The 22804-nt window shown below is 40.0% G+C and carries 15 protein-coding genes; 8 read left to right on the top strand and 7 right to left on the bottom strand.

The window, feature by feature from the left end; genetic code table 11:
• Positions 1-25: 25 nt before the first annotated feature.
• Positions 26-2899, bottom strand: a complete 2874-nt coding sequence (locus ACQ96U_RS00875; protein ID WP_431719336.1) for an AMP-binding protein — start codon at positions 2897-2899, stop codon at positions 26-28.
• Between the two features lie 996 nt (positions 2900-3895).
• On the opposite strand from ACQ96U_RS00875, the gene ACQ96U_RS00870 reads away from it, so the two are divergent.
• A complete protein-coding gene (locus tag ACQ96U_RS00870) occupies positions 3896-5161 on the top strand; it encodes a RidA family protein (protein WP_431719335.1) in 1266 nt (421 codons plus the stop codon).
• A 137-nt stretch (positions 5162-5298) separates the two neighbouring features.
• Here the strand turns inward: ACQ96U_RS00870 and ACQ96U_RS00865 are convergent, their stop codons facing one another.
• Positions 5299-5655 carry a hypothetical protein gene (locus tag ACQ96U_RS00865; protein WP_431719334.1) on the bottom strand — a complete coding sequence of 119 codons (357 nt, stop codon included), beginning with the start codon at positions 5653-5655 and terminating at the stop codon, positions 5299-5301.
• Between the two features lie 78 nt (positions 5656-5733).
• Entirely contained in the window at positions 5734-5955 is a 222-nt protein-coding gene (locus ACQ96U_RS00860) for a nitroreductase family protein (RefSeq protein ID WP_431719333.1), read from the bottom strand.
• 125 nt (positions 5956-6080) lie between these two features.
• Here ACQ96U_RS00860 and ACQ96U_RS00855 point away from each other — a divergent pair, with 125 nt between their 5' ends.
• From ACQ96U_RS00855 to ACQ96U_RS00835, 5 genes are all read left to right on the top strand, one after another.
• Positions 6081-6431, top strand: coding sequence for a winged helix-turn-helix transcriptional regulator (locus tag ACQ96U_RS00855; RefSeq protein WP_431719332.1), 351 nt, complete (start codon positions 6081-6083; stop codon positions 6429-6431).
• Positions 6432-6842: 411 nt separating this feature from the next.
• Positions 6843-7097: a hypothetical protein gene (locus ACQ96U_RS00850; protein ID WP_431719331.1), complete on the top strand. Its 255-nt coding sequence runs from the start codon at positions 6843-6845 to the stop codon at positions 7095-7097.
• Positions 7098-7287: 190 nt separating this feature from the next.
• The gene (locus ACQ96U_RS00845) at positions 7288-8280 is read left to right on the top strand and encodes a TolB family protein (RefSeq protein ID WP_431719330.1); all 993 of its coding nucleotides are present in this window, start codon (positions 7288-7290) and stop codon (positions 8278-8280) included.
• A gap of 16 nt (positions 8281-8296) precedes the next feature.
• Positions 8297-13276 carry an OmpA family protein gene (locus ACQ96U_RS00840; protein WP_431719329.1) on the top strand — a complete coding sequence of 1660 codons (4980 nt, stop codon included), beginning with the start codon at positions 8297-8299 and terminating at the stop codon, positions 13274-13276.
• A 107-nt stretch (positions 13277-13383) separates the two neighbouring features.
• Complete coding sequence (locus tag ACQ96U_RS00835; RefSeq protein WP_431719328.1) at positions 13384-14418, top strand: hypothetical protein; 1035 nt, start codon at positions 13384-13386, stop codon at positions 14416-14418.
• 119 nt (positions 14419-14537) lie between these two features.
• On the opposite strand, the gene ACQ96U_RS00830 is transcribed toward ACQ96U_RS00835, so the two are convergent.
• From ACQ96U_RS00830 to ACQ96U_RS00820, 3 genes are all read right to left on the bottom strand, one after another.
• On the bottom strand, positions 14538-14882 hold the full coding sequence (locus ACQ96U_RS00830; RefSeq protein ID WP_431719327.1) for a hypothetical protein: 345 nt from the start codon (positions 14880-14882) through the stop codon (positions 14538-14540).
• A gap of 456 nt (positions 14883-15338) precedes the next feature.
• Entirely contained in the window at positions 15339-17558 is a 2220-nt protein-coding gene (gene katG, locus ACQ96U_RS00825) for a catalase/peroxidase HPI (RefSeq protein ID WP_431719326.1), read from the bottom strand.
• Between the two features lie 490 nt (positions 17559-18048).
• On the bottom strand, positions 18049-19179 hold the full coding sequence (locus tag ACQ96U_RS00820) for an ABC transporter substrate-binding protein (RefSeq protein WP_431719325.1): 1131 nt from the start codon (positions 19177-19179) through the stop codon (positions 18049-18051).
• A gap of 529 nt (positions 19180-19708) precedes the next feature.
• Between ACQ96U_RS00820 and ACQ96U_RS00815 the strand changes: the two genes are divergently transcribed.
• Positions 19709-20704 carry a hypothetical protein gene (locus tag ACQ96U_RS00815; protein ID WP_431719324.1) on the top strand — a complete coding sequence of 332 codons (996 nt, stop codon included), beginning with the start codon at positions 19709-19711 and terminating at the stop codon, positions 20702-20704.
• 142 nt (positions 20705-20846) lie between these two features.
• Here ACQ96U_RS00815 and ACQ96U_RS00810 read toward each other — a convergent pair whose 3' ends face one another.
• Complete coding sequence (locus tag ACQ96U_RS00810) at positions 20847-21662, bottom strand: substrate-binding periplasmic protein (RefSeq protein WP_431719323.1); 816 nt, start codon at positions 21660-21662, stop codon at positions 20847-20849.
• Between the two features lie 298 nt (positions 21663-21960).
• On the opposite strand from ACQ96U_RS00810, the gene ACQ96U_RS00805 reads away from it, so the two are divergent.
• The gene (locus ACQ96U_RS00805) at positions 21961-22749 is read left to right on the top strand and encodes a substrate-binding periplasmic protein (RefSeq protein ID WP_431719322.1); all 789 of its coding nucleotides are present in this window, start codon (positions 21961-21963) and stop codon (positions 22747-22749) included.
• The last annotated feature ends 55 nt before the right edge of the window (positions 22750-22804 follow it).

The raw sequence follows: 22804 nt of genomic DNA, 5'->3' as shown, positions 1-22804 counted from the left end.
ATGCGACTGCAGAGCAGTGATCTCATTACTGCTCAGCCGTTTTATTAGATCTGATAACAACCTGTTCTTTAGCAAGATCAGGTTCCTCACAACGTTTGAGTATCATGGACCGCACTTTATCTCGCAGACTTACCGCTGCTTTAAAATCACAGCCCTCTGGCATCACTGATTCATCAAAATGAACAATGATACGTCCTCGACGAGGAAACCATTGTCCATCACGTAAAATCGAACGGGTACCCTGAATGGTGATCGGTATTACTGGTAAACCTTCCTGGCTTGCAACCTGAAAGGGACCCAAGTGAAAGGCAAGCAGTCCCGGCATCCTGGTCAAAGTACCCTCCGGAAAAGACATAATACGCTCTCCCGCCCGCGCAGCCTGGCATTGTTGTTTAGTATCTGCCACTCCACCCGCCGCCTCCGTTCGACGGGCAAACAAAGCACCCAGTCGACGTAAAGACGGTCCAGCGAATGGATGCTTCGCTAACTCTGCTTTGGCAACAAAGGTAATCTCACCGGCAATCGCTGCGGTGATAACCAGCGAATCCAAATAACTTGAATGATTAGCCACCAGAACAACATTTTTTTCAGGTACAGCAACATCACCAGAGCGTTTAAGTGGAATACCCGTTAAGCAGAAAAACAGCTGACTTGCGTTATGAACCACAAGGTGTCGCCAGCGACGTCGGGGTAAAACCATCACCAGTACCCAGGCAAGCGCTGAAAGTAAACCGAGCACGCCCCACCAATAGCTTGCATAACACAGGGTAGTCACTCGCAGCCACATTCGACGAGTTCGACTACCAATGCTCGAAATCAGGAGAGCTAAAAGCTGAAGCCACAAATGTTTTGGTTTTGCAGTCAACGCCCCAACCTCATAAAGCGCCTTGGTCGCAGCACGCCGAATCTTACCACTTGACGTTTTTGGAATGGTGCGAGGAGGAACAAACATGATGATATCCAGTGGTACATCAAGCAATGCACTACAGGTTTCGCTAATCTTGTTACGCAAAGCCTCTCGCGCTGTGGTATCCAACAACCGTGTTTCTACGACCAGCACTAACTGTTCAGTACCACTGTGTGGATCAGTGCTCGCGACCGCAGCAACGCAACCTTTGCGCACGCCAGGTAATTGCCCTACCTGCTCTTCAACCTCATGCGGATAGATGTTACGACCGGCTTTGATGATGATATCCTTGATCCGCCCTGTAATATAAATATCCCCTCGGACCATATAAGCCAAATCGCCTGTTTCCAGCCACTCACCTGAAAACAATGCAGCGGTTTTCTCTTTATTACCGAAATAACCTGTCGTGGCCGATGGCCCTTTAAATTGCAACCGCCCCTGCATTCGCTCTGGCAACTCGTAGCCTGCATCATCCACTATGCGTATCTGGTGCCCGATCAAAGGTCGCCCACAAGCAACAAAACTAAGGGCATTAGGATCATCTCGTGCTGCCGGCACAGCAGCCCCTCGTAAGGTCAGGGCTGAACGTTCGATGCGATCAATTATCGGTTTCCGTCCCACTGGCGGAAATGCCAGCCCCACAGAATTTTCAGCCAACCCATAAACTGGCGCCATCACTTCCGGCCGGAAGCCATAGGACGCAAAGCGTTTGTTAAAACGGTCAATAGTCAATGCACTGACGGGTTCAGCCCCATTAATCAACATCCGTAAGGAGCTGAGATCATGGCCTGCCATATCTTCATCTCGCACACTTTTACAACATAACTCAAAGGCAAAATTCGGAGCTACAGACAAGGTACCGTGAACACGGGAAATAACACGTAACCAGCGTGAAGGATTGGCTAAAAAAGCTAACGGCGGCATGATCACAGCAAATACACCAAAATACAGCGAGCCAAGCCAGGCACCAATCAACCCCATGTCATGATAAAGCGGTAACCAACTTACAAATACATCCGAAGAGCTGACTTCCAATGCGGCCCCCATCGCCCGGATATTCGCCAGCAAATTAGCATGAGTAAGCACCACTCCCTTTGGGTCACCTGTACTGCCAGATGTAAACTGAATCAGTGCCATGGTTTTAGCACCTGCCGGCACAGGTGTGGCTAAACTACCGCAGTTCTTCAACTCGGGGACTGTTTTGATATGCTTAAGGCTGGTCACCAGACCAAATAGCAACATGCCCACCTGCTGCAATTCATCACCGACTATAAGGATCGCCGCTCCAGCTTGGGTCAGAATATTTGCCTGACGGCGCAAATGTTCCTCAACCTGTGATTGTCTCAGCGGAGGATAAAGGGGGACAGGCACACCACCGGCATACAATATTCCAAAAAATACCTCGAAAAACTCAGGTTTTGTAACCAACATCACTGCCACTCGGTCACCTGGTTCTAAACCATGCGCTAATAAGCCTTGTGCCACAGAGAGTGCAGCATGATGAAGTGCTCCATAGGTCAAGTTTTGCTCCTGGGTGTCACTTTGCCAGACCTTCAAGTGGAGTCGCTCAGGATGTGCCGAAGCATGAAAACACAGTACCTCAACCAGCGTAGATGCCATCACAGGGGCTTCAATTTCAGGCAAGCTGTGTTGAGTGGGGACGAATTCATAGCCTTCTATAACATTTTCCCCAGGCTTTGCTTCTTGAAGTGCTACCCACAAATCCTGAAGCCTATTAGCGTTACTCAACAATTCATCGGGTAAATGAATTTTAAAAGCTCGATCAAGCCGAACCAGTAATTCTGCTCGCCCCAGGCTATCAAACCCCAGGTCTCTATCCAGGTCACTTTTTAGTGTGACATGCTTTAAACGTCCCAAATGAGGGTGCAGCTCTTCCGCCAGCTCGCACGCAATCTGAATCAATAACTGCTTTAAGTTACTATTCAAGTCGTCATGCACATCCTGCGTTTTAGTCTCAACCTCGATAGTCATTTTGCAAGTTAAGCCCTGCTTGATCTTTTTTAAGTGTAACTTTCTTCAAAAATAGCACACCTTAAACATACATTTTTTAAACGATAGGGCTTATCAATAAAACGCTTAATGAAAAGGCAAGAAAATTAACTGAGAAAAAACTTTGAATATATCCCAGTTTGGTTGCCGCATCCTTTAATCAAATGACCAAAACTGTGCATTTAATAGTCATTAGGTATAGTAAAAACTGGGGTTGCATTGCACTAGCACAATTTCTATCTATTACAAACTATTTTTATATGAAACTATCCTGCACTTTGTAGCTCATCGAGTACATCACAAAATTCAGGCTATATATTTTGGACACCTCTAAAAATGCCCTTTTGGTTGTATCGTAAAAATTATTTAACTTAAAAATAAGATTTTATTGGCATACTTAACCTGCCAATAAAAAAACTGTTTTATCTTTAACTATTTGATTGGAAAATTCATTGTAATGTCTTTAAGATACATAATTTTTTGCCACACAGCTGATAAAATTGATATTTGTCAATTTTATTTCCCACTAGTGCTTATCAACTTGCACAATATTAAAGATTGAGCCACAAAAGTTATAAAACACGACATCGATGTTGACAAAAACCATGCAAAACACCACTCTTCATTTTTTCTGAGTTTTGATTTTCCAATCTGAGATTTTTTTCAAACGTATACCCATAACGAAGTTTTTTTCTACCCCTAGGGCACAAGGCTGCGGCCGTCAAGTGATAAAGCCCCTGGGCAATTTACTGCTGTGAAACTTACGGTAGCTGCTTTAATTAATATAGCAGCGCTGCTGGGTGGTTATATCAATAAGTGACTGGAGTTGCAGTTAAAAGCGCCTGCATGAACTGCATTCCTAATATCCTTGTTGAGAACGCGGACAACAAGCCCCTTGGGGTATAAAAATGATTTGTGAAGGATATATTCGAACTGTTAAGCACGTAAAAAAAAATATTCAAGAGGAGAAATACTGATATGAGTAGCGGTATTATAAAAAATTCAAGAAATACAGAAAATGCGCCAAAAAGTTCACTATCTACACAAACTGTCGCTTTTTCTCACTACAATAATATTTCAGCACAATTACCTGTAGATGCTAATACAGGCAAAATTGTAACTGGAGGAATAAAAGAGCAGGCTGCACAGTGTTTGCTCAATATTAAAGCCATTGTAGAAAGCATCGACCATACTATGTCCGATGTCGTTAGAATCAATGTATTCCTTAAGAACATCACAGATATTGATGTTGTAGACGAAGTTTATGCAACTTTCTTCCAAAACTATCTTCCTACACGGACAGCACTTGCCGTTGCAGCTTTACCTATGGACGGCGCGTTGGTACAAATGGATGCTGTTATTACAAACGGTGAAGGTTCAGGTACACAAGTGCCTTGCGATCTCGTAAAAATTGTAAGAAACACAGAAAATGCGCCAAAAAGTTCTATATCAACACAAACTGTCGCTTTTTCACATTACAACCATGTTTCTGCTCAATTACCTATCGATCCGAAAACAGGTAATATCGTAGCAGGAGGGGCAAAAGAGCAAGCTGCACAGTGCCTAAAAAATATCAAGGGAATTTTAGAAGGTATCGACGTTCCTTTTGACGATATTGTTAAAATTAATATCCACCTAAAAAACCTCTCAGATATTGAAGCTGTAAACGAAGCTTATAGCACATTTTTCCCAGACTCAGCTATCGCTAGAACCGTAGGCTACGTTCCTGCACGATCAGTAGTTGCGGCTGAAGGTTTACCTATGGATGCTTTGGTACAAATTGATGCCACTGTATCGCACGGTGATGGTACCCCTCCCCAAGCTGTTGAAGACAGACATGGTATTGTCATCAAACCAAATAATACAGAAAATGCGCCAAAAAGTTCTCTATCTACACAAACTGTCGCCTTTTCTCACTACAATAATATTTCAGCACAATTACCTTTAGTGCCAAAAACAGGTAAAATTATCGCTGGTGCTGCAAAAGAGCAGGCTGAACAGTGCTTAAAAAATATCAAGGCAATTGTGGAAAGTATTGATCACGTTATGGACGATATAGTGAAAATCAATATCCAACTTAAAAATATTGCAGATATTGATGCTGTAGGCGAAGTTTACACAACATTCTTCAATAGCGATCTACCTGCATTAACAACAATTGGCGTTTCAGCAATTCCTATGGATGCTTTGGTACAAATTGATGCCATTGTTTCTAATGGCGAAGGAACACCTCCACAGGCATAGTATTAATATTAAATTAATACTGTTCTGTTCTAACTCCATCGATACATAAAGCCTTGCATCACTGGCAGCAAAAAACATATTGAGAAACAAACGATGCTTTTTGCTGTCCGTGTGCATACAACAATTATGTGTTTATTTTAAATACGAACCATAATGCTGCCCATGCTGCGCCGAGACTTGGGAAGCTTTGCGTTGTAATCTTCTTGAGAGTGATGATAACCAATAGCTAAGGCCAGATCACAATGATAGCCATTAAGCTCTTCTTTAAACTCCTCATTTACTGACTCAATATCAATGCCTTCCATCGGAGTAGAATCAATTCTGAGGCGTGCTAAAGTATGTAGCGTATTGCCAAGCGCTATGTAGGTTTGTGCTTTTGTCCAGTTGCCATTATACCCGTTTTCATCAGTGTTAAGTTCAGCAAACATGAAACCACCAAATGCACTCTCCCTATTTTCTGGCTTGGTGCGTTTATCTACTATGCCATTATCCACGACCTCAGCATAATCTTCTCGCGAGTAACGTGGATTGTGCGCAAAAAGAATGATATGCGAGCTGTCAAAAACATGAGGCTAATTAAAATGATATTTATTAGCAAATGTTTTATTCATACGCTCTTTAGCCGCATCACTTTCAAGCACAACGAATTTCCATGGTTGTGAGTTTATAGATGATGCAGAGAGACGCATGGCCTCAAAAAGTACATCAAGATCCTTTTTTGGAATTTTTTTGTTTGGGTCATATTTTTTGGTTGTGTATCTCCAGCGAAGGTCTTCAATAATTGGATTGTTCATGGATCATTCCTAACTACATATATGGTTGCTGTAAACTTGCTGACAGAATACACTGTACTAACAAACTAAGTAAGTACGCACATTAGTGATACATAGTATCCTTTTATATACTAATGGAGTTCTCAATGGCTCACACAAACTATAACTGTAATCCTGGTTGCCCAGTTGAGGCTGCTTTAGAAGTCATTGGAGGAAAGTGGAAAGGCGTAATTCTTTACCACCTGCTATCAGAAACTATGCGTTTTAACGAATTACGTCGTGTAATGCCCGAAGTAACACAGAGAATGCTGACAAAACAACTACGGGAGCTTGAAGCAGATAATTTAATTGCAAGGAAAGTTTACCCAGAGGTCCCCCCAAAAGTTGAGTATTCTATGACTGAGTATGGTAAGACATTAGCCCCTGTTATTCATTCCCTACAACAGTGGGGCTCTCGACATTTGGAGAAGGCTGCACAACCCTCATTTGACACATAACATCAATTATTATTGGGATTGGTGAAGCAAACAGTGAATTCGAACTCTGTTTGCACTTTTAAAACAATTTTGGCTGCTATCGCTAGTCTTAACAAACCAAACAACCCCCCACTAAAAACCCTTCATTTTGCGTATAGTTTTCCCGAAAATTAACTTGGTGAAATATTATTTCAAACACTAATAACGTAGTACTATTTATTTTATAGTACTAACTTAGTACTTTAGAATTTAGGCTATATATCAAGGATGCAGGATCTGCGAAGAAAGTATAGACCAGATCAATAAGTCATGAATTTCAAGCAATTTGCAATCACAGTATTTTCTGTTTGTCCAACGGCTACATAACATCCCTCAAACACGCCGTGAATCCATCCCTGGAAGCTTGATTACCGCATCCTTGCGGCAAACAGTTTGACGTACGTTATCCAGCCGTTGGCTGTCATGGGCATAGATCGAAGTACAACAAGTGTTCATTTAAAAGCAAATGGGGTATTCCTCTTCCTTCAACAACATCATCCAAAGCAAAATGCTGGCAAAACGACGGATGAGGTTGTTTATGCAGCAACTGCCGGGAGCAGTGTGAGTGGCAGAGACCATGGATGGCCTTCTGACACGGGCGGAGTAAGTAACCTTATTTGTCGTGTTTTCCCCTCATACCCTTCGTGAAGTGCTCTGGGTGTTGAGCATTTAACATTACGTTATTCATCTGTTACAGAATAAAACCAATATAAACAATACTGTTAAGGATAGCCCCACAGTTTGAGAGGTCTGTAAACGCATTGGCACAACTCACGTCGTACAATAGTCGCAGTTTAAAAGCGTTCCCAACAGTACAGATCAACGCAGCGGAATAGGTATGAATAAGTTTCTTACAGTACTCGCCCTGACAGCATCGGTTTTGCTGGTAGGTTGCCAGCAAGAAGAGTCACCACAGCCAGCCAATCAGGACAAAAAACAAGAGCAAACGGCCTCACAGCAAAAGAAAAGCAAGTGGGGTTACGAACTTGCGGATGAAGTCTGGCAAGACACCAAAAGCTATGATAGTCCACGTATGGCTTTCTTGTGGAGAAGACCCCCTCATACCGAAGGTAAAACTGATTACCGATATGAAGTATGGAGTATGAAACTTGACCATACCGATTTAAAACGTCGAGTATCTTACAAAGATGTTGGTAATGGGATTTTACGAACGCAAAAAACCTCACCTGATGGCCGTTATACCGTATTTGCAGTCTCGATTAATAGTCGCTATGAAAAACGCCTATACGATATTAAAACCAAGACTATGAAGGTTTTAAGCCATGGCGGCGTTATCCCCTCATTTGAATGGACCAGTGATAGTAAAACCATTTACTACAACGAAGCAGGTGATTTTAAGCGATATCATATCCCTACCGCAAAATTAGATATTCTTAGTGATAAATACGGTGAACGTGGCAATGCCTTTTTGGTAATTGATAATGACACCAAGATTGTATTTTTCCGCTCTAATAAAATGCATGTTAGGGATTTAAAAACTGGCAAGTTGCTATTTGAAAGACCTTACGAACGAATCAGTGAAGAAGGCGTTATACGTACACCAACTGGAAATAAGTTTCATTTCCAGTATCAATCAAGAGGTCATGTTATTGTTGATGCTAGCAAGCCAAGCTATCCCATCATTAGAGAATTCGATAGAAATTTTGTACCCAGAGCCTTTGATCCTTTTGATGATACTTTACTTTGGCGATCAGCACTAAGCTTTCATGACACTAAAACGAATAAAAGAGTTGAGATAGACCTGACTAATTATTATAAATTACAAGATGTTGGGCTTAATACTTCTCAAACAACGCTTTATAACTTTTAATTTATTCAGGTAAGTCATGAATCACGCAGTATTTAAGCTACCAACATTGTATCTGGTATCTGCCGACTTTGATACGAGTGGCAATATTATCAAGAATTCATTGCAGCCCATCCCTGATACTTTATTTATTACGAGACGTCCCTCTGCAGAAACGAATCAGGACGAAACGGTATTATGGACAACGAATTACCAAGGCTATGTCAATTTAGTTCGAAACACGTTTATTCAAGGTTCTAGAGAAGGACGCGTATTTGAGCATAACCAAAAAATACATATTTTTTTCCCCAATCCCCGCATTATCAGCAATATATATTGCGAGCATGGCGAAAAAAACTTTCTTCCTGAAGTACAGAAGTTGGTGACTGAGGAGAAACTACAGCAGCCTGGTAGCTCCAATCAGGTCACCATACTGTGCGATTTACCTAAAAAAGAGTATATGCGTGCCCCTGATGACGTTGATGAGGATTGGTATACAGAATGGTACGAGTCGGTTGGGGATGATTATGAAGTTAAAGCAATTGTTGTCCCTAAAGTAGAAGTACTTATTATTTCATTTTCAGATAAGCTTTTTGAAGATGTAACAGTTGAGCTTTGGCCACATCAAAGTGAATACATAAAAGATAATATCATCAATGCAAAATATGGTGGTGACAACCTTAAAAAACCCTCCTCAATTATTATCAATACTCAACGCAACCAAAAAATAGCGGAAGGGCTATATAATATTCGAGTTACTTTATCAGAAGATGCAACAGGTTTAATTACAAGGTCGAAGAAAAAACATGCCTTTCAAACCGATGAAGATGGTCTCTTCTACTACGAACTCAAAGAAAACATTGCCTTTGCCTATAAAACCCCTACGGCGAATTTCTGCTTAATTAATGGTGATCCGATTCATCTGGAAGAAGCGATGTTAAAGCAATTTCCGGATATTTTAAAAGATGTCGTTAAAGCCACTCGCGATTTAGCTCAGGGCGAAGGTGGCGAAACGGATGTTCCTGCTGGCTTGAACGCCTATATGCATGATATTAATGTGCGCCATGATTATTCCAAAAAAGTTGCCCAAATTGCCACGGTTAAACCTAATGAGCTTATCAAAGGGTTTGATGGTAAATCACGTATTGATGCCGCCAAGGATATTCTTCACCAATTCTTAGTGGATGAGCAATATCATCATACTTCACTGGTTATGCATATTGCGCTGGAAAGTCAGAGTTTACTTGGCAACTATGACGCGCTCAAAAAAGCCTACGAATTAAAGAAACAGTATGAGCATTATACTGGCCGAATAAATAATTTTATTAATATACTGGGTACAAATCCACAGCTTTCCGCGGGTGCACGAGATCTTTTGACAAATTTGACCGAAGACCTCAGTGCGAGAAGATATAGTCTTAATGAGCTAAGAAAAGCTTTTGATGTAAAAGACTGGTTTAACCCTCGAGATCCTCGAGGACTTAGTGCCGCAAAAGAAGAATATGCCATTTTAGCCAAACTAGGGATTCCGCCTCGACTTTTGTATGTCGGTATGCGAGCAATGGCAGCCTGGGGTGTATTTTCTGGTCTTTTTGATGTTTATAAAGAATATCAGTTATTGAGTAAAGCTAAATCACAAGCCAAAAAAACGGTCGAAGACTACGAAACCTGTGTTTTAGAGTATAAAAAAGCTATTGCTGAAGCTGGTGACCCTGACGTTCACAAAGCTGAACAACAATTAAAACAAATTGCCGAAAAAACCAACAGTTATTTGCCCGTTAAACGTATTTTTAAAGGCGGTGTCATTGAACTTCGTGCGAATATTCGCTTTGGCCTTGATGACGATACGACAGATGATATCCCTGTTACTGATATCATCGAACTTGTGAATAACCAACCAAAAGCTAAGCTCTCTTTACACGGACACGCCTGCCCCTTAGGCAGTGATCATTATAATATGATGCTATCCAAAAGACGGGTGGATAATATTCGTAAGGTTTTTATTAAAAAGGGTATTCAAGCTAAAAAAGTCGACACTGACTTTTCCGGTGAATCCTACCCGATAAATAAAAAAAACGGTTCGATTTTTTACGAAGAAAGTCGCCGGGTTGAAGTCTGTGTGGCATTACCGGATGCTGAGTTTATTTTTCGGCCTTCTCGGGAAGCCATGCAAGTCTTAGAAAAATACCGCTTTGCCCAGGTTAACAGTGCCATGGGCTTAGAAGAACAGCAACAAAAAATGCTGATGGCCGTATTTAATGCTGGTGTAGGAATGGCAGCGCTAGTTCCCCAATTTGCAGTGGTTGCTACCGCCATCATGCTGCTGCCAACGGCGGCTAAAAGTGCCATGACCATGGCAGAATACATTGACCGTACTGCGTTTGACTCTATACTCAGTTATTGGCTCGCTGAAAAACGTTTAGAAGATCAGCTCGATAAGCGCTCAAAATACAACCAACGCCGTATTGATGCCAGCCCCGATCCCAGTGATCAAAAAGACTATATCAAATATTTAAATAACCAATACCGCATTCGCGCAGAAGTACTGACTGCATTATTAAAGCTACTGATGCGTGCCTCTTATCGCTATGGCAAACAGCTTGGTGGTGTCTTTAAGCAACCGAAAACTGAGTCAGATCAAGCACTCGCTGACCAGTGTTTAAATGAACTTCGAATCAAAGAGTTTATCGACTTTTTCGTATTAAATGCTGAAACCTGGCACTACCCTCATCTGGTTAACTTTGACTACAACCTGGATCAGTTCTGGATGGATTGTCTAGACATGAAGGATATCTGGGATGCAGAGAGCTGGCAGCAGCAATCCAGTACACACTTTGCAAGCCATCCCCTGATTCAACGCATTACAGAAGCCAATCAACGTGCACAAAGTGCTACCTATCCCTATTACAGTATCAAGCAAATGGAAGGTGGATCGCTATCAACACCGACACAAACAAAACCCAGTGATGTGCACAGTAAATATTTTATACCCTGTAACTTTCAGCAATGTTTTCCCATACACGCGATTAACAGTGAAAATCTCAGCGTGTTAATGCACAACTTTGATTTAAATTATGCCCGGTTAAACAACGATATCTATAAATTTACCGCTATGTATGTCCGACCCTATGGTGCACTCGCCTCTGACAAAGGTGCTGACAAACCCTGGGTGATGATGGAAGAATACCTGAAAACCCATGACGGTATTTCTCCTTTGGATCAAGTGCGCATTATTGTCGTACTCTATAAAAATGATGAATATGCCGAACTCACCCAACGTCAAGGCGTCCGACTGGAACGACCTTTACCGATTAGCCTAAAACCCCGACGCATTATGTGGGGTAGCGATTGTACTGGACCGGCATTTACCGATGTGTGTTTACCCCTGGCCGAAGATAATTTACTGGATAACGAACAGGATTATGAAGGGTATTATGGGGTCGTGCTGTTCCCGCGCTTCCAGTTTGGGGCGTATGTATTCCCCGGTACCAAGCCAATGTCGAGAGAGTTGGCTCTTAAATTTCACGATAAAACACAGTGGAAACAACATCACCGGCTGGAATTAAGTTATACCTACGACATTTGTGTTGGTGATAATAAAGACAGTCAGCGTCAAATTCGTATTGAAGGTAATGACCACGAAAATAACAAGCCGATCAATCGACTTATCGGCTCTGGTCCTTATCAAATGAGAGAGGCAGATAAACAAAAGTACCTGCATAAACGCCCCTTATTCCGCACCGACTTTACATTGGTTCTTGATAAAGAGCGAAAACACTGGTTAAACCATCGTCAAGCGAGTACTAATAAAGGTTTTTTTGCGGAAAAAGATTTATTTGACGAAGAGTTAATGAAAAGCCACGAGAAAAAATTTGAGTATGGCAAATTATTTGACGGAGAAGTCGCCGCCGCAACACTCTTTAAAGCCGGAGATAATGGCAAATTTACATTATCATCCCACTATAGCAAACAACAGCCCTTTGACTGGCGAAAACGTTGTTTTGTCGGCACCGTGGTACTGTCCAGTAAAACCCAAAAAGAAAACTACGAGCGACATAACCGTTCCTGGCATGCGATTCCCTATTCACTGAGCCAAACTGAAAAAGAAACAAAAGCCGTGGGTAGCGAACTGCAAAACACCTTATACTATGTGGGTACACTGAAGGTGAAGTTTAAACATCATTACCGCTCACAAGATAATGTATATGGTGCTGCCTACAATGAACCCTTAACATTAGAAAATACCACATGGCGTGTTGAAAACAAATTCGCCTTTTCAGAAAGTCAATCTCGACGTTATTTACCTACATTATTAGCCCTTTTTGAAAGCCAGCAAGAAGAGGACCGTAAGCAAGTCTTCGAAATAATTAAAAAATCCCAGGGACAAAAAGGCGCTTATATTTATGACAGTGTCCGCAAATATGATATTTACCTTTCTGTAATTAAACTCAACTATCATGCCGCGACAGGTAAAAATGTTGAAGGCTTACGGCCTATGGGAAAAGTGGATGATCAATACTGGGAGAAAGTCATTAAAGATATTCCCATTATTGGTGGTGTACTGGATAAGGTAGAAATCATCAAAAATGGTTTACTTGATGACATGTGCATACAATTCAACCAATTCAAAACCATCAGCAACTCAGGCTTTAATGGCGATGATAGTCAACTGGTGGGTAAAGGTTGCAAAATTAAAATCGACAAACGGCCTATATCATTAAATGCCAAAGAATCTCCCTGGTTAGAAGACCCAGCCTCAGAAGAGCTAACATCTGCCATTGAATTGGTCAATACCGTCATTAAAGAAAAACAAGTTATCGAAAAACCAGGTAAGCTTCCTGTCGTGAAACAAGAAAATGTTAAATTGAACTTAAACTGGAAAGAAATGTGGCAGCTGTGCAAACGTCTCGACTACGATCATAAAAACCATGATTATAAATTACTACAACTGGCGGAGTGGTTGAAAAGCGCTAACCCTTCAGATGCTCAAACCGATGGGATTAAAGTAATTAACATGTAATACTGAAGGGCAACCTGCATGCATGCCACATGGCAAGCATGCAGATTTTGATGTTAGAGTATTAGACACAGGTTAAGTAATTGTCTTTAAATTAGGTACATTAAGCAGTGACTACAGTTAATATAAAGGGAGTCAAACCTTCATGGGGTGAACGGTTTATTTCTACTTTTTCTACTGTGCTTTTATTAGAAATGATCATCATGTTGGTATTGGGACTAATCTATTGGTGGGATGTACCCAATAGTGTTTTTTTACCAACATTTACCGTGTTTTTCTTACTGGGCACTATCATTGGATGGAAAGCAGATCAAACTAAAGATGCCACTTTGGACATCGGCCAGAACGACATAAAATATTCTTCTAACAATACGGAGCAGGTAATATTACTTACAGACATTAAAAGCATTCATATTGAAAGAAGAACCACAGGCTATGCAAATTGCCAAAGCAACATTTATTTTCAACTGTTAGACAAAGATAACTACTGTCTGTTAAGTGTTGATCAGTGGCACTCCAATACAAATGTGTTTACCTATGCAGAGTATCTTTCGGCATTAACAGACGCAAAGATTACTAAACAGTTTATTTTTAACAATGACTCAGGTGAACCATTTTTCCATATCAATTTTGATCATATTAATCAGCCAGAGAATAATAATATAACTGATTATGATGTTGTCGTTTTCCCGACACAAGAGATGGTAGTCACCTGTGAGTCAGATAAAAGTGATCATTGGCTTTTGTGTTTTTTTCTAGTGGCATCTATCTTTTTTTTGATCTATGGTTATTTAGTGTTCGCTTTATCGACCTTTTTTATTGTGGCTTGTCTTTCTTTCATAGAACTGCTATCACCAAGTTTACAACAGATTACGTTAACCAAAAGTAGGATCACCTACGCCTACTCAATGGCATTTTTAAATCGAAAAAAGCTCATTATGCCATTAAAGCAATTTAGAGTAGTTTCTACACCTCATCGGTATGGTGTCACTTATCATATATTCGTTCAGTCTAAGGAAGGATGGCATAATTTAGTAAAAACGTCCGATATCGAAACTGCACTGAATTTAACTAAGAAAATAGCTAATCATATGGATTTACCTATAGAAGTGGATGCGCGTATTGCTCATAAAACATTTGCCTAAAAATATAGTTTGTGACGAGTATAGCAAACCCATATATTGCAAACCTTGAACAAAGCTGCTTTAGAAAAAAGTTCTTTAAATGGTAAAATTATATGTGCTTGTCTTGGCTGATTTCCTGACTAAAAAAGCGCATCAAGCATTCCTATACTAAAAAAAAGCAGCATCATAAACCATGCAGTATAAGTAGTTAATGCTTTAGTTGCACCTACCTCAGTATCATTAGGTAGTAAAATCATTGAGTATGCAGCTACTTCAGTCCACAAATAGAATGTCGGAAACCACCAAATATTGGTCCAGGTAGGATCAGGTGGAGGTAAATAAATAAAAACGTAAAGAAGGTTTGAAGCCACTAAAGCAAATGCCAATAGTTTACTTTTTTTTATGGGTTCACCCGGCACCCAATAATTGTAAAAATAATAAACGGTAATACCTATAAAGGCGATAATTGCGATATAGAGTTCCATTATTTACTCACTTTTTTACTACCTAAACATCTATAGTGCATATCTAAACGTTAAATCCCTTAACGTTACACTCCATTCCCTTTTCTACTCTGAGTTTATTTCATGCAAACATACTTTCAATTTAGCTAAAGTTCAATACGCGATACACTTTAATACAAGTGTATACCCTTCACGAATAATTTTTAGGGTTTGTTGTCAGCGTTCTTGATCACCAAGGATGGTGGGAATACAGTTTATGCAGGAGCATTTAACTGCCACCCCGGTCACTTATTAATATAAGCTCCTGAGGCTTCATCACTTGACGGCCGCTCCTAAAAACCCTTCGTTATGGGTATATATAGAGATACTTAAAAGCATCTTAGCAATACATTAGTGTAAATCTGGGTAAAAATTAGCGGATAAAGGCAGGTTTGAGGTGGTTATTTGGGGTGTAAAAACACACCCCAAAATCTCCATTTATAAATCAAAGCGGTCTAACGTCATTACTTTTGTCCAGGCAGCTACAAAGTCATTAACAAACTTTTCTTTGCCATCATTCGCGGCATATACTTCAGCGACAGCACGCAATTCAGAATTTGAGCCAAAGATCAAATCAACAGGAGTCGCTGTCCACTTCAATTTACCTGTTTTACGATCTTGTCCTTCATAAATACCCTCTGACTTGGAGGATTTTGTCCACTTCGTCGCCATATCGAGTAAATTTACAAAGAAATCATTACTCAATACGCCAGGTTTATCTGTAAACACGCCATGTTTAGACTCACCAGCATTAGCATTTAATGCACGCATCCCCCCCACAAGAACGGTCATTTCAGGAACTGTCAGATTTAACAGGCTAGCGCGATCAACCAACATATCTGCTGGTGAACGGTTTAAACCTTTTTCATAATAATTACGAAAGCCATCCGCCTTAGGCTCAAGCACAGCAAACGATTTAACATCTGTCTGCTGCTGAGACGCATCAGTACGCCCAGGATGGAAAGCCACTTTCACTTCAAAGCCACCTTTCTTAGCCGCTTGTTCAATAGCCGCCGTTCCTGCCAAAACAATAACATCCGCTAGGGATACTTTCTTACCACCGGAAAGTGAACCATTAAAGTCCTTTTGGATACTCTCCAGGCGCGAGAGAACCTTTGATAATTCCTTTGGATTATTCACTGACCAGTCTTTTTGTGGTTCAAGCCGAATACGTGCACCATTCGCACCACCTCGCATATCTGTGCCACGGAAAGTAGCTGCTGATGCCCATGCACTTCGGACAAGTTCAGGTATGGATAAGCCAGAAGCAAGGATCTTTGACTTCAAAGCGGTAATATCTTTTTCGTCAATCAGTTTATAGTCAGCGGCAGGAACAGGGTCTTGCCATAACAACTCCTCCTGCGGAATATTTTTGCCAAGGTAGCGAGCACGAGGTCCCATATCACGATGTGTTAATTTGAACCAGGCTTTTGCAAAGGCTAACTCGAATTCTTTTGGATTTTCTTTAAATCGCATTGCGATTTTCTTGTATGCAGGGTCAAACTTCAGTGCAAGGTCAGTGGTAAACATCATCGGTGCATGTCTTTTAGACGCATCGTGGGCATCCGGAACAAGGTTTGCTCCTTTATTATCAGCAGGAATCCACTGAGTCGCACCAGCAGGACTCTTTGTTTTTACCCATTCAAAAGCAAACAAATTATCAAGATACTGCGAAGTCCAAGCTATGGGATTAACGGACCATGCACCTTCCAACCCACTGGTCATCGTGTCTTCAGCATTACCTTTACCACATTTATTTTTCCAACCTAAACCTTGTTGCTCAATAGCACCTGCAGCAGGTTCTGGCCCCAGGCAGTCAGCCTTTACCGCACCATGCGATTTACCGAACGTGTGTCCACCCGCGATGAGCGCAACCGTCTCTTCATCATTCATGGCCATTCGACCAAACGTGTCACGAATATCTTTTGCTGCCGCCAGCGGATCGGGATTACCATTAGGCCCTTCAGGATTTACATAAATCAGCCCCATCTGCACAGCAGCAAGTGGATTTTCCAGTTCACGTTTTCCACTGTAGCGCTCATCGGCTAAAAACTTTGTCTCAGGCCCCCAGTAAACCATATCTGGCTCCCAATCATCCTCTCGGCCTCCTGCAAATCCAAATGTTTTAAACCCCATAGATTCGAGCGATACATTGCCTGTTAGAATCATCAAGTCAGCCCAGGATATTTTCCGTCCATATTTCTGCTTGATAGGCCACAGTAGTCGACGCGCTTTATCCAAGTTGGCATTATCTGGCCAACTATTGAGAGGGTCGAACCTCTGTTGACCACCACCAGCACCACCACGACCATCACCCACTCGATAAGTCCCTGCACTATGCCAGGCCATCCGAATAAAAAAAGGACCATAATGACCATAGTCAGCAGGCCACCAGTCCTGAGAAGTGGTTAGTAATGCTTTTATATCCTTCTTCACAGCATTTATATCAAGGCTCTTAAAAGCCTCTGCATAGTTGAATTTTTCACCCAATGGGTTTGATTCCTCTGCATGCTGACGAAGGGGTTTCAGATTTAACTGTTTAGGCCACCAAAACTTGTTTGGCTTTGGTTCAGCTTGAGCAAAAGCCTGACTAAAGGGTGTCAGTGGGGATATAATTACCGCCCAAACAGCAACGCTCGTAATCACTTTTTTTATCATAAGAAATACTCCCTTAGGGGTAAGAAATCAGAAGGCTGGCAAGTTAGGTATAGCAGTTTCTTATGATGTAAGAGGCAGAAAATAGATTGAAAAAATAGATAGGTTCAATAGTAATTATTAATCAAGCGTTGTATACCCTCCCTATCAACTTTAAAATTACAGTCATCTTCTTTTAAAAAACACTTCACTAGCCAGTGACATAAAAAAATACTACTTTATAGGTATATCCCATTTTGAAGTAAGTATATATCTTGGGGCTATATGGGGTCGTAGATAACAACAATAGTGAGGGAATTCATAAAGTAATAAAAACTACCAATGTGGAGCTTATTTATGAAGTGGTGCTCTTTAATGATTTTAACTCATGAACGATTGCATGCGCACCTTCCTGAAATTGAGTGAGTAAGAATGTAGTTATATTAAAGAACACCACCTTTTTTATACCACTTTACTTAAGTGAAGATATACTAGGACAATTCAGCAAGCTTAATTAATTTTGGCCTTTCTTTGTCAAATTAACTTCTTCAATATTATGTAGTATCGAGTTTAAACTAAAGTCATATTGTGTCAGACTTGAATTATACCGTTTTGAAAAGTGTTTAAAATTTATTTTTTGCCACTGTTCATCACCCAATGTTTCTAAATAACGTTGCACATTATGAACATCAATGACATTAAACAATTTCATTTTCATCTTTAGTCCTTCGGATTGAGCAAAATCAATACCGAAGTGATAGTCATGTAAAATAACCAGTGCCCATCCCCCCATCATAAAATGTCCACCAATACTGACGACCATTGAACCATCCTGTACTTTCTTCAATGCTTCTTTTTTCCAGTTAATGCCACTAAAGTAAATATCTTTTCCAGGCTGCTTACCATACTCAATGACACTTTCCATTGCGCCTAAGGCCATTTCATCATTCGCAGCCCAAACAACATTGATGTCAGGGTATCGTCTTATGAGATGATATGTTTTTTTATACGCATCCTGTTGTTGCCAATTGCCAGGTATAACTTGCTTGATCACCACATTTTGATAATGAGATATTGCTTTTTTAAGACCATTCACACGCGCTATACTTGCGGGTGTTGCTTGATCCCCTGATAATGCAAGAATATTTACATTGATATTATTGTTATGTGACAAAAAATAATCTATTGTCGATTTAGCTAACTGGTATCCAGCATAATAGTTATCAGGTGTTAACTCTCCTATCCAATTTGGATAAATTTCACGAGGATTACCATAAATAGAAGCCTGTTCTTTTGTTAGGCCATTAGCCATTAAAAATATTTTTATTTTTGATTCACTCAACGTTTTTATTATTTTTCCTGCTGCTAATTTATAATTATCTATTATGAGGTAATCAGGTTTAACTTGACGGTTCGCTACACTAACAGCAATGCTTTTCATGTACATATAATCCATTTGCGCATAGAGCACTTCAAGCTCAATATTCAAATCATCTGCTGCAGCTCGCATAAACGCTTCCACCTTGGGCCAGAAAAAACCTTCAGGTAAACAGCAACTTACAAAGACCACTTTAATCTTATCATCTGCTTCAGCCGCGTTAAAAAACGATAGCAATAGGCAAACGAATAGTATCAATATTCTCATACTAAAAAAGCCCTAAGGTTTAGTAGTTAGTATGCGTAAGCACAATAGCTTTTGCAAAACCAAACTTGGCTATTTGTTGATCTTTTACTCCATCAATTAACAAAATCCTATACCCATAATGGTATAAGGCCTTACTTTCACAGCAGATCTTTTGCGACGCATATATGCAACACCATTTAACTGAATAGTCATTCTTGTTTTTTGTTATAGTTATTGATTATTCAAGAACACGATGAATACCCATTGTAAGCAACTGTCAACCACACCATTCTGATTGTCTTAAGTTGTGAGACATACCAACCATAAGTAAATCAAAGCATTAAAAAGTTTATCTCCTGTGATACAAACTGCACACTTCAACGGTTGTCTATGAAAAAACTGTTAATTTACTTTATAAACTCGAACCAACGCACGACATAGAAGGTTTTGTAGGAGATTTTTTTATCCATTATATTAAATATCTTATTTATTATTATAAAAAAATATGTATACCATATACGTCCAACAATAAGACATATAAGGTATATTAATGAAACAAAAGTCTAAATTCAGTTTTTCTAAAATATTCTTCATCTGCTGGATTTTCCTGTTAAGCCACCATGCCTTCGCTCAAGGTAAAGTGGTCGCTATTATTAGCGTTGACTGGGAGGGCTACTTCTTAAAAGATAAAGATCTACAAAAAATGAAAACTTTTCGGGAAGATTTCCCTGAGATCGGCCTACTACACTTTTTAAATGCTGCTTACTACACTAAAGCAGATGCAAACCCTGTAGATGTAACCCAAAAAATACAGTCGGTGCTACTGCCCATTGATGAACATGGCCTGCACATACATGGTTGGCGCTCGCTTGCTGAAGCAAGTAATGTCGTATTTAAAACTGCTCCTCGAGCACATACCAATACGCCCATCGATCTCGCAAATTGTGAAACCCCTAAAGACTGTGGACATGAAATCGATATTAGTGCCTACAATAAAGACGAGTTAAAGAAAATAATTCGTAAGAGTAAACGTATACTGATGGATGAAGGTTTTGACCAACCTGTCAGTTTCCGTGCAGGTGGTTGGATGGCCAAATCTCATGTTATACAAGCCCTTGCTGAAGAAGGAATTCGCTATGATTCTTCTGCAGTTCCTTCAGAGTTACTCAAAGATAGTCCATGGGAAAAGCTGCCATTATATCGCTGGCTGGATAACCTTTGGACAGCAACAGATACAGATTCACATCCCTATAGGATACGTGGTTCTGAAAATGCTCAACTCGTGGAAATACCAGACAATGGCATTCTCGCAGACTACATTACTGCTGAAGGAATGCTTGATGTCCTTAAGAAAAATATTGAAAAATGGCAACAAAACCCTGACCAGAATATCTATGTATCCATTGGTTTTCACCAAGAGTCTGCGGATAGATACTTAGATCGAGTTCGCGAAGCGATTGGCCTGTTTGAAGACTACACAGAAGCGCATAATATTCCTTTCGAATGGGCTAAATTACCAGTCAGTAATTACTTTCCAGTCCATTAACTATTATGATAGAAAATTTTTATATTATAAGCCCATATTTATGGGCTTTTCACCTCATAAAAAAAGCAGAGCAACTGCATATAAAATAATTAATAATAAGTATAGCTTCTGCCAATAAACAACCTATAAAGTCAGGGATGAATTATTCGTTTCCTAGATAACTATCAACAATGGTTTGATAAACACTACCTGAATGCACCTTTTCAAAACCTTCCTTTAGTTCAGCCACAACATTTTTATCAGTTTTAATTCCAGTGACCAAGTAGTAATCCCCCTTTAAACTTTTAATATTATATACCATCTCATAATCCTTCATTTCTCCCCCAAGTTTTTTTATTAAATAAAATCCTACATGCAAATTACCCCCCCATATATCGATTCTCCCATTTATGAGCTTTTTCATATTGACTTCATAGCTAGGCACACGTTCTATATTTAAATTATATTTTGCTTCATAGTTAGATAAGTGCTGATCGACAACATCCTCCACAACCAACCCGATATGATATTTTTTTAACTGGAATATATCGTCTATGACTATTTTACTTTCTTTTTTAGCTATTAAGGCCTGCTCTGCAGGTCCCACAATTCCGACCCACTGAAATAACTTTTCTCGCTGAGGTGTTCGCACAACACAAAATTCATAAACACCCTGACCTTCCATTGTTTTTTTATACGCTCGAGCAAAAGGCAACTGAGTAATTACGGCTTGTCGTTCTATCTTTTGTAGCACTGCATTAACCACATCGGTACAGATGCCTTTAGCAACCCCACGTTCTTCATAACTAAAAGGAGGATAATAGTCCATTACTATTTCAAGAGGATCAGCATAAAGATGCGTATTATTGAATGCAACCACACTAAAAAATACCCAACAACAACTAAACCGCATAATTAATGAAGCCTCATTCGCACTTTTCCACAAATATTCGCTTTGCTTGACTGCAGTATAGGCCATATATTCCTTTGTTATCAGTATCCGTTAGCCCCCCCTGATGCCTTGCCAGTCACAGAATAATGTGCAAAAATGCCGTCTCTAAACATTATTTCACTCTATTCTAAAACACTTGTCATAAACAACGCGCTATCCACTTCTTTTCACTATACTTTAAAGCAGTATTCTATATGTTCATAGTATAGTAAGTGGCTGAAAATGATGACTTTAATAAATTGGTTATTATTGCAGCTACTTTCCTTTTCTTCCTCATAGGTGATAAAGGTAAGACTAAACTTCACTGAAAATAAACAACTTACCCATGAAGCTACTTTATCGTCAGGTTTTATTCTTTAAACTTTGCTCATTAATAGCTTCACCCACTTGGAGTGAAACAATTAATATTGCTTATAACAGCGACTGGCCCCCATACTCATTCATGGGACCACAAAACCAAGTACATGGAATACTGGTTGATCTTTTAGATACTATTTTTGATAACCACTTCCACATAACCCCAATTAACTATGGCTTTCCCTGGAAAAGAGTTCAATCAGAAGTCAAAAAAGGTACGATGGATGCATTTATAACCGTTCCCACTGACGAGCGCCTTTCTTATACATACCGTTCAGTTAATATTGTCTATACCATTAAAATGCAAGCCATTACTCGTAATGAGCCTTACATTATTCAGCACATTAATCATGTTTCTTTTGCTGAGGATTTTCAAAATTTCAGAGTTTGTGAAATCATTGGCAATGGCTGGGGATATAATTTCTGGGAAAGCCACCAAATTAATTTTCATACCGTACCAAAGGCAAGCAATTGTTTACAACGTATCGTAAAAGACTATGCAGACCTTATGATTCAAGCCTATGCCGTGGGCAACTACGAAGTGGCTCGGTTAGCTTTACAAAATAAGCTTATCATTTTACCGAAAGTCTACGGAACAATGAAATTCACCTTACTGTTATCAAAAAAATCTAAATTTTCAACCGATTTAATCAAACAGTTTGACTATGCCATTAACGAATTAATAGAAACCAACCAATATCAAACTATTATTGACCAGGCTATCAGTCATTATACGCATTCCGCCTCACCTAAATAAAAAAATAAAAAAAAAGCAGCCATCAGGCTGCTTTTTTACCTCATTATTGTTAGGT

It is taken from the genome of Zooshikella sp. RANM57 (genome assembly GCF_050749885.1).
Taxonomy (GTDB): Bacteria; Pseudomonadota; Gammaproteobacteria; order Pseudomonadales; family Zooshikellaceae; genus Zooshikella.
The sequence above is the reverse complement of the archived record's forward strand: the minus strand, read 5'-3'. Positions and strand labels throughout refer to the sequence as shown.

What these genes read in the sequence shown, in the direction of transcription:
- ACQ96U_RS00805 (WP_431719322.1), top strand. Translation starts at nt 21,961, where the DNA reads ATGAAGCTACTTTATCGTCAGGTTTTATTCTTTAAACTTTGCTCATTA.
- ACQ96U_RS00845 (WP_431719330.1), top strand. Translation starts at nt 7,288, where the DNA reads ATGAATAAGTTTCTTACAGTACTCGCCCTGACAGCATCGGTTTTGCTG.
- ACQ96U_RS00815 (WP_431719324.1), top strand. Translation starts at nt 19,709, where the DNA reads ATGAAACAAAAGTCTAAATTCAGTTTTTCTAAAATATTCTTCATCTGC.
- ACQ96U_RS00820 (WP_431719325.1), bottom strand. Translation starts at nt 19,179, where the DNA reads ATGAGAATATTGATACTATTCGTTTGCCTATTGCTATCGTTTTTTAAC.
- ACQ96U_RS00870 (WP_431719335.1), top strand. Translation starts at nt 3,896, where the DNA reads ATGAGTAGCGGTATTATAAAAAATTCAAGAAATACAGAAAATGCGCCA.
- ACQ96U_RS00860 (WP_431719333.1), bottom strand. Translation starts at nt 5,955, where the DNA reads ATGAACAATCCAATTATTGAAGACCTTCGCTGGAGATACACAACCAAA.
- ACQ96U_RS00840 (WP_431719329.1), top strand. Translation starts at nt 8,297, where the DNA reads ATGAATCACGCAGTATTTAAGCTACCAACATTGTATCTGGTATCTGCC.
- katG (WP_431719326.1), bottom strand. Translation starts at nt 17,558, where the DNA reads ATGATAAAAAAAGTGATTACGAGCGTTGCTGTTTGGGCGGTAATTATA.
- ACQ96U_RS00875 (WP_431719336.1), bottom strand. Translation starts at nt 2,899, where the DNA reads ATGACTATCGAGGTTGAGACTAAAACGCAGGATGTGCATGACGACTTG.
- ACQ96U_RS00810 (WP_431719323.1), bottom strand. Translation starts at nt 21,662, where the DNA reads ATGGCCTATACTGCAGTCAAGCAAAGCGAATATTTGTGGAAAAGTGCG.
- ACQ96U_RS00830 (WP_431719327.1), bottom strand. Translation starts at nt 14,882, where the DNA reads ATGGAACTCTATATCGCAATTATCGCCTTTATAGGTATTACCGTTTAT.
- ACQ96U_RS00855 (WP_431719332.1), top strand. Translation starts at nt 6,081, where the DNA reads ATGGCTCACACAAACTATAACTGTAATCCTGGTTGCCCAGTTGAGGCT.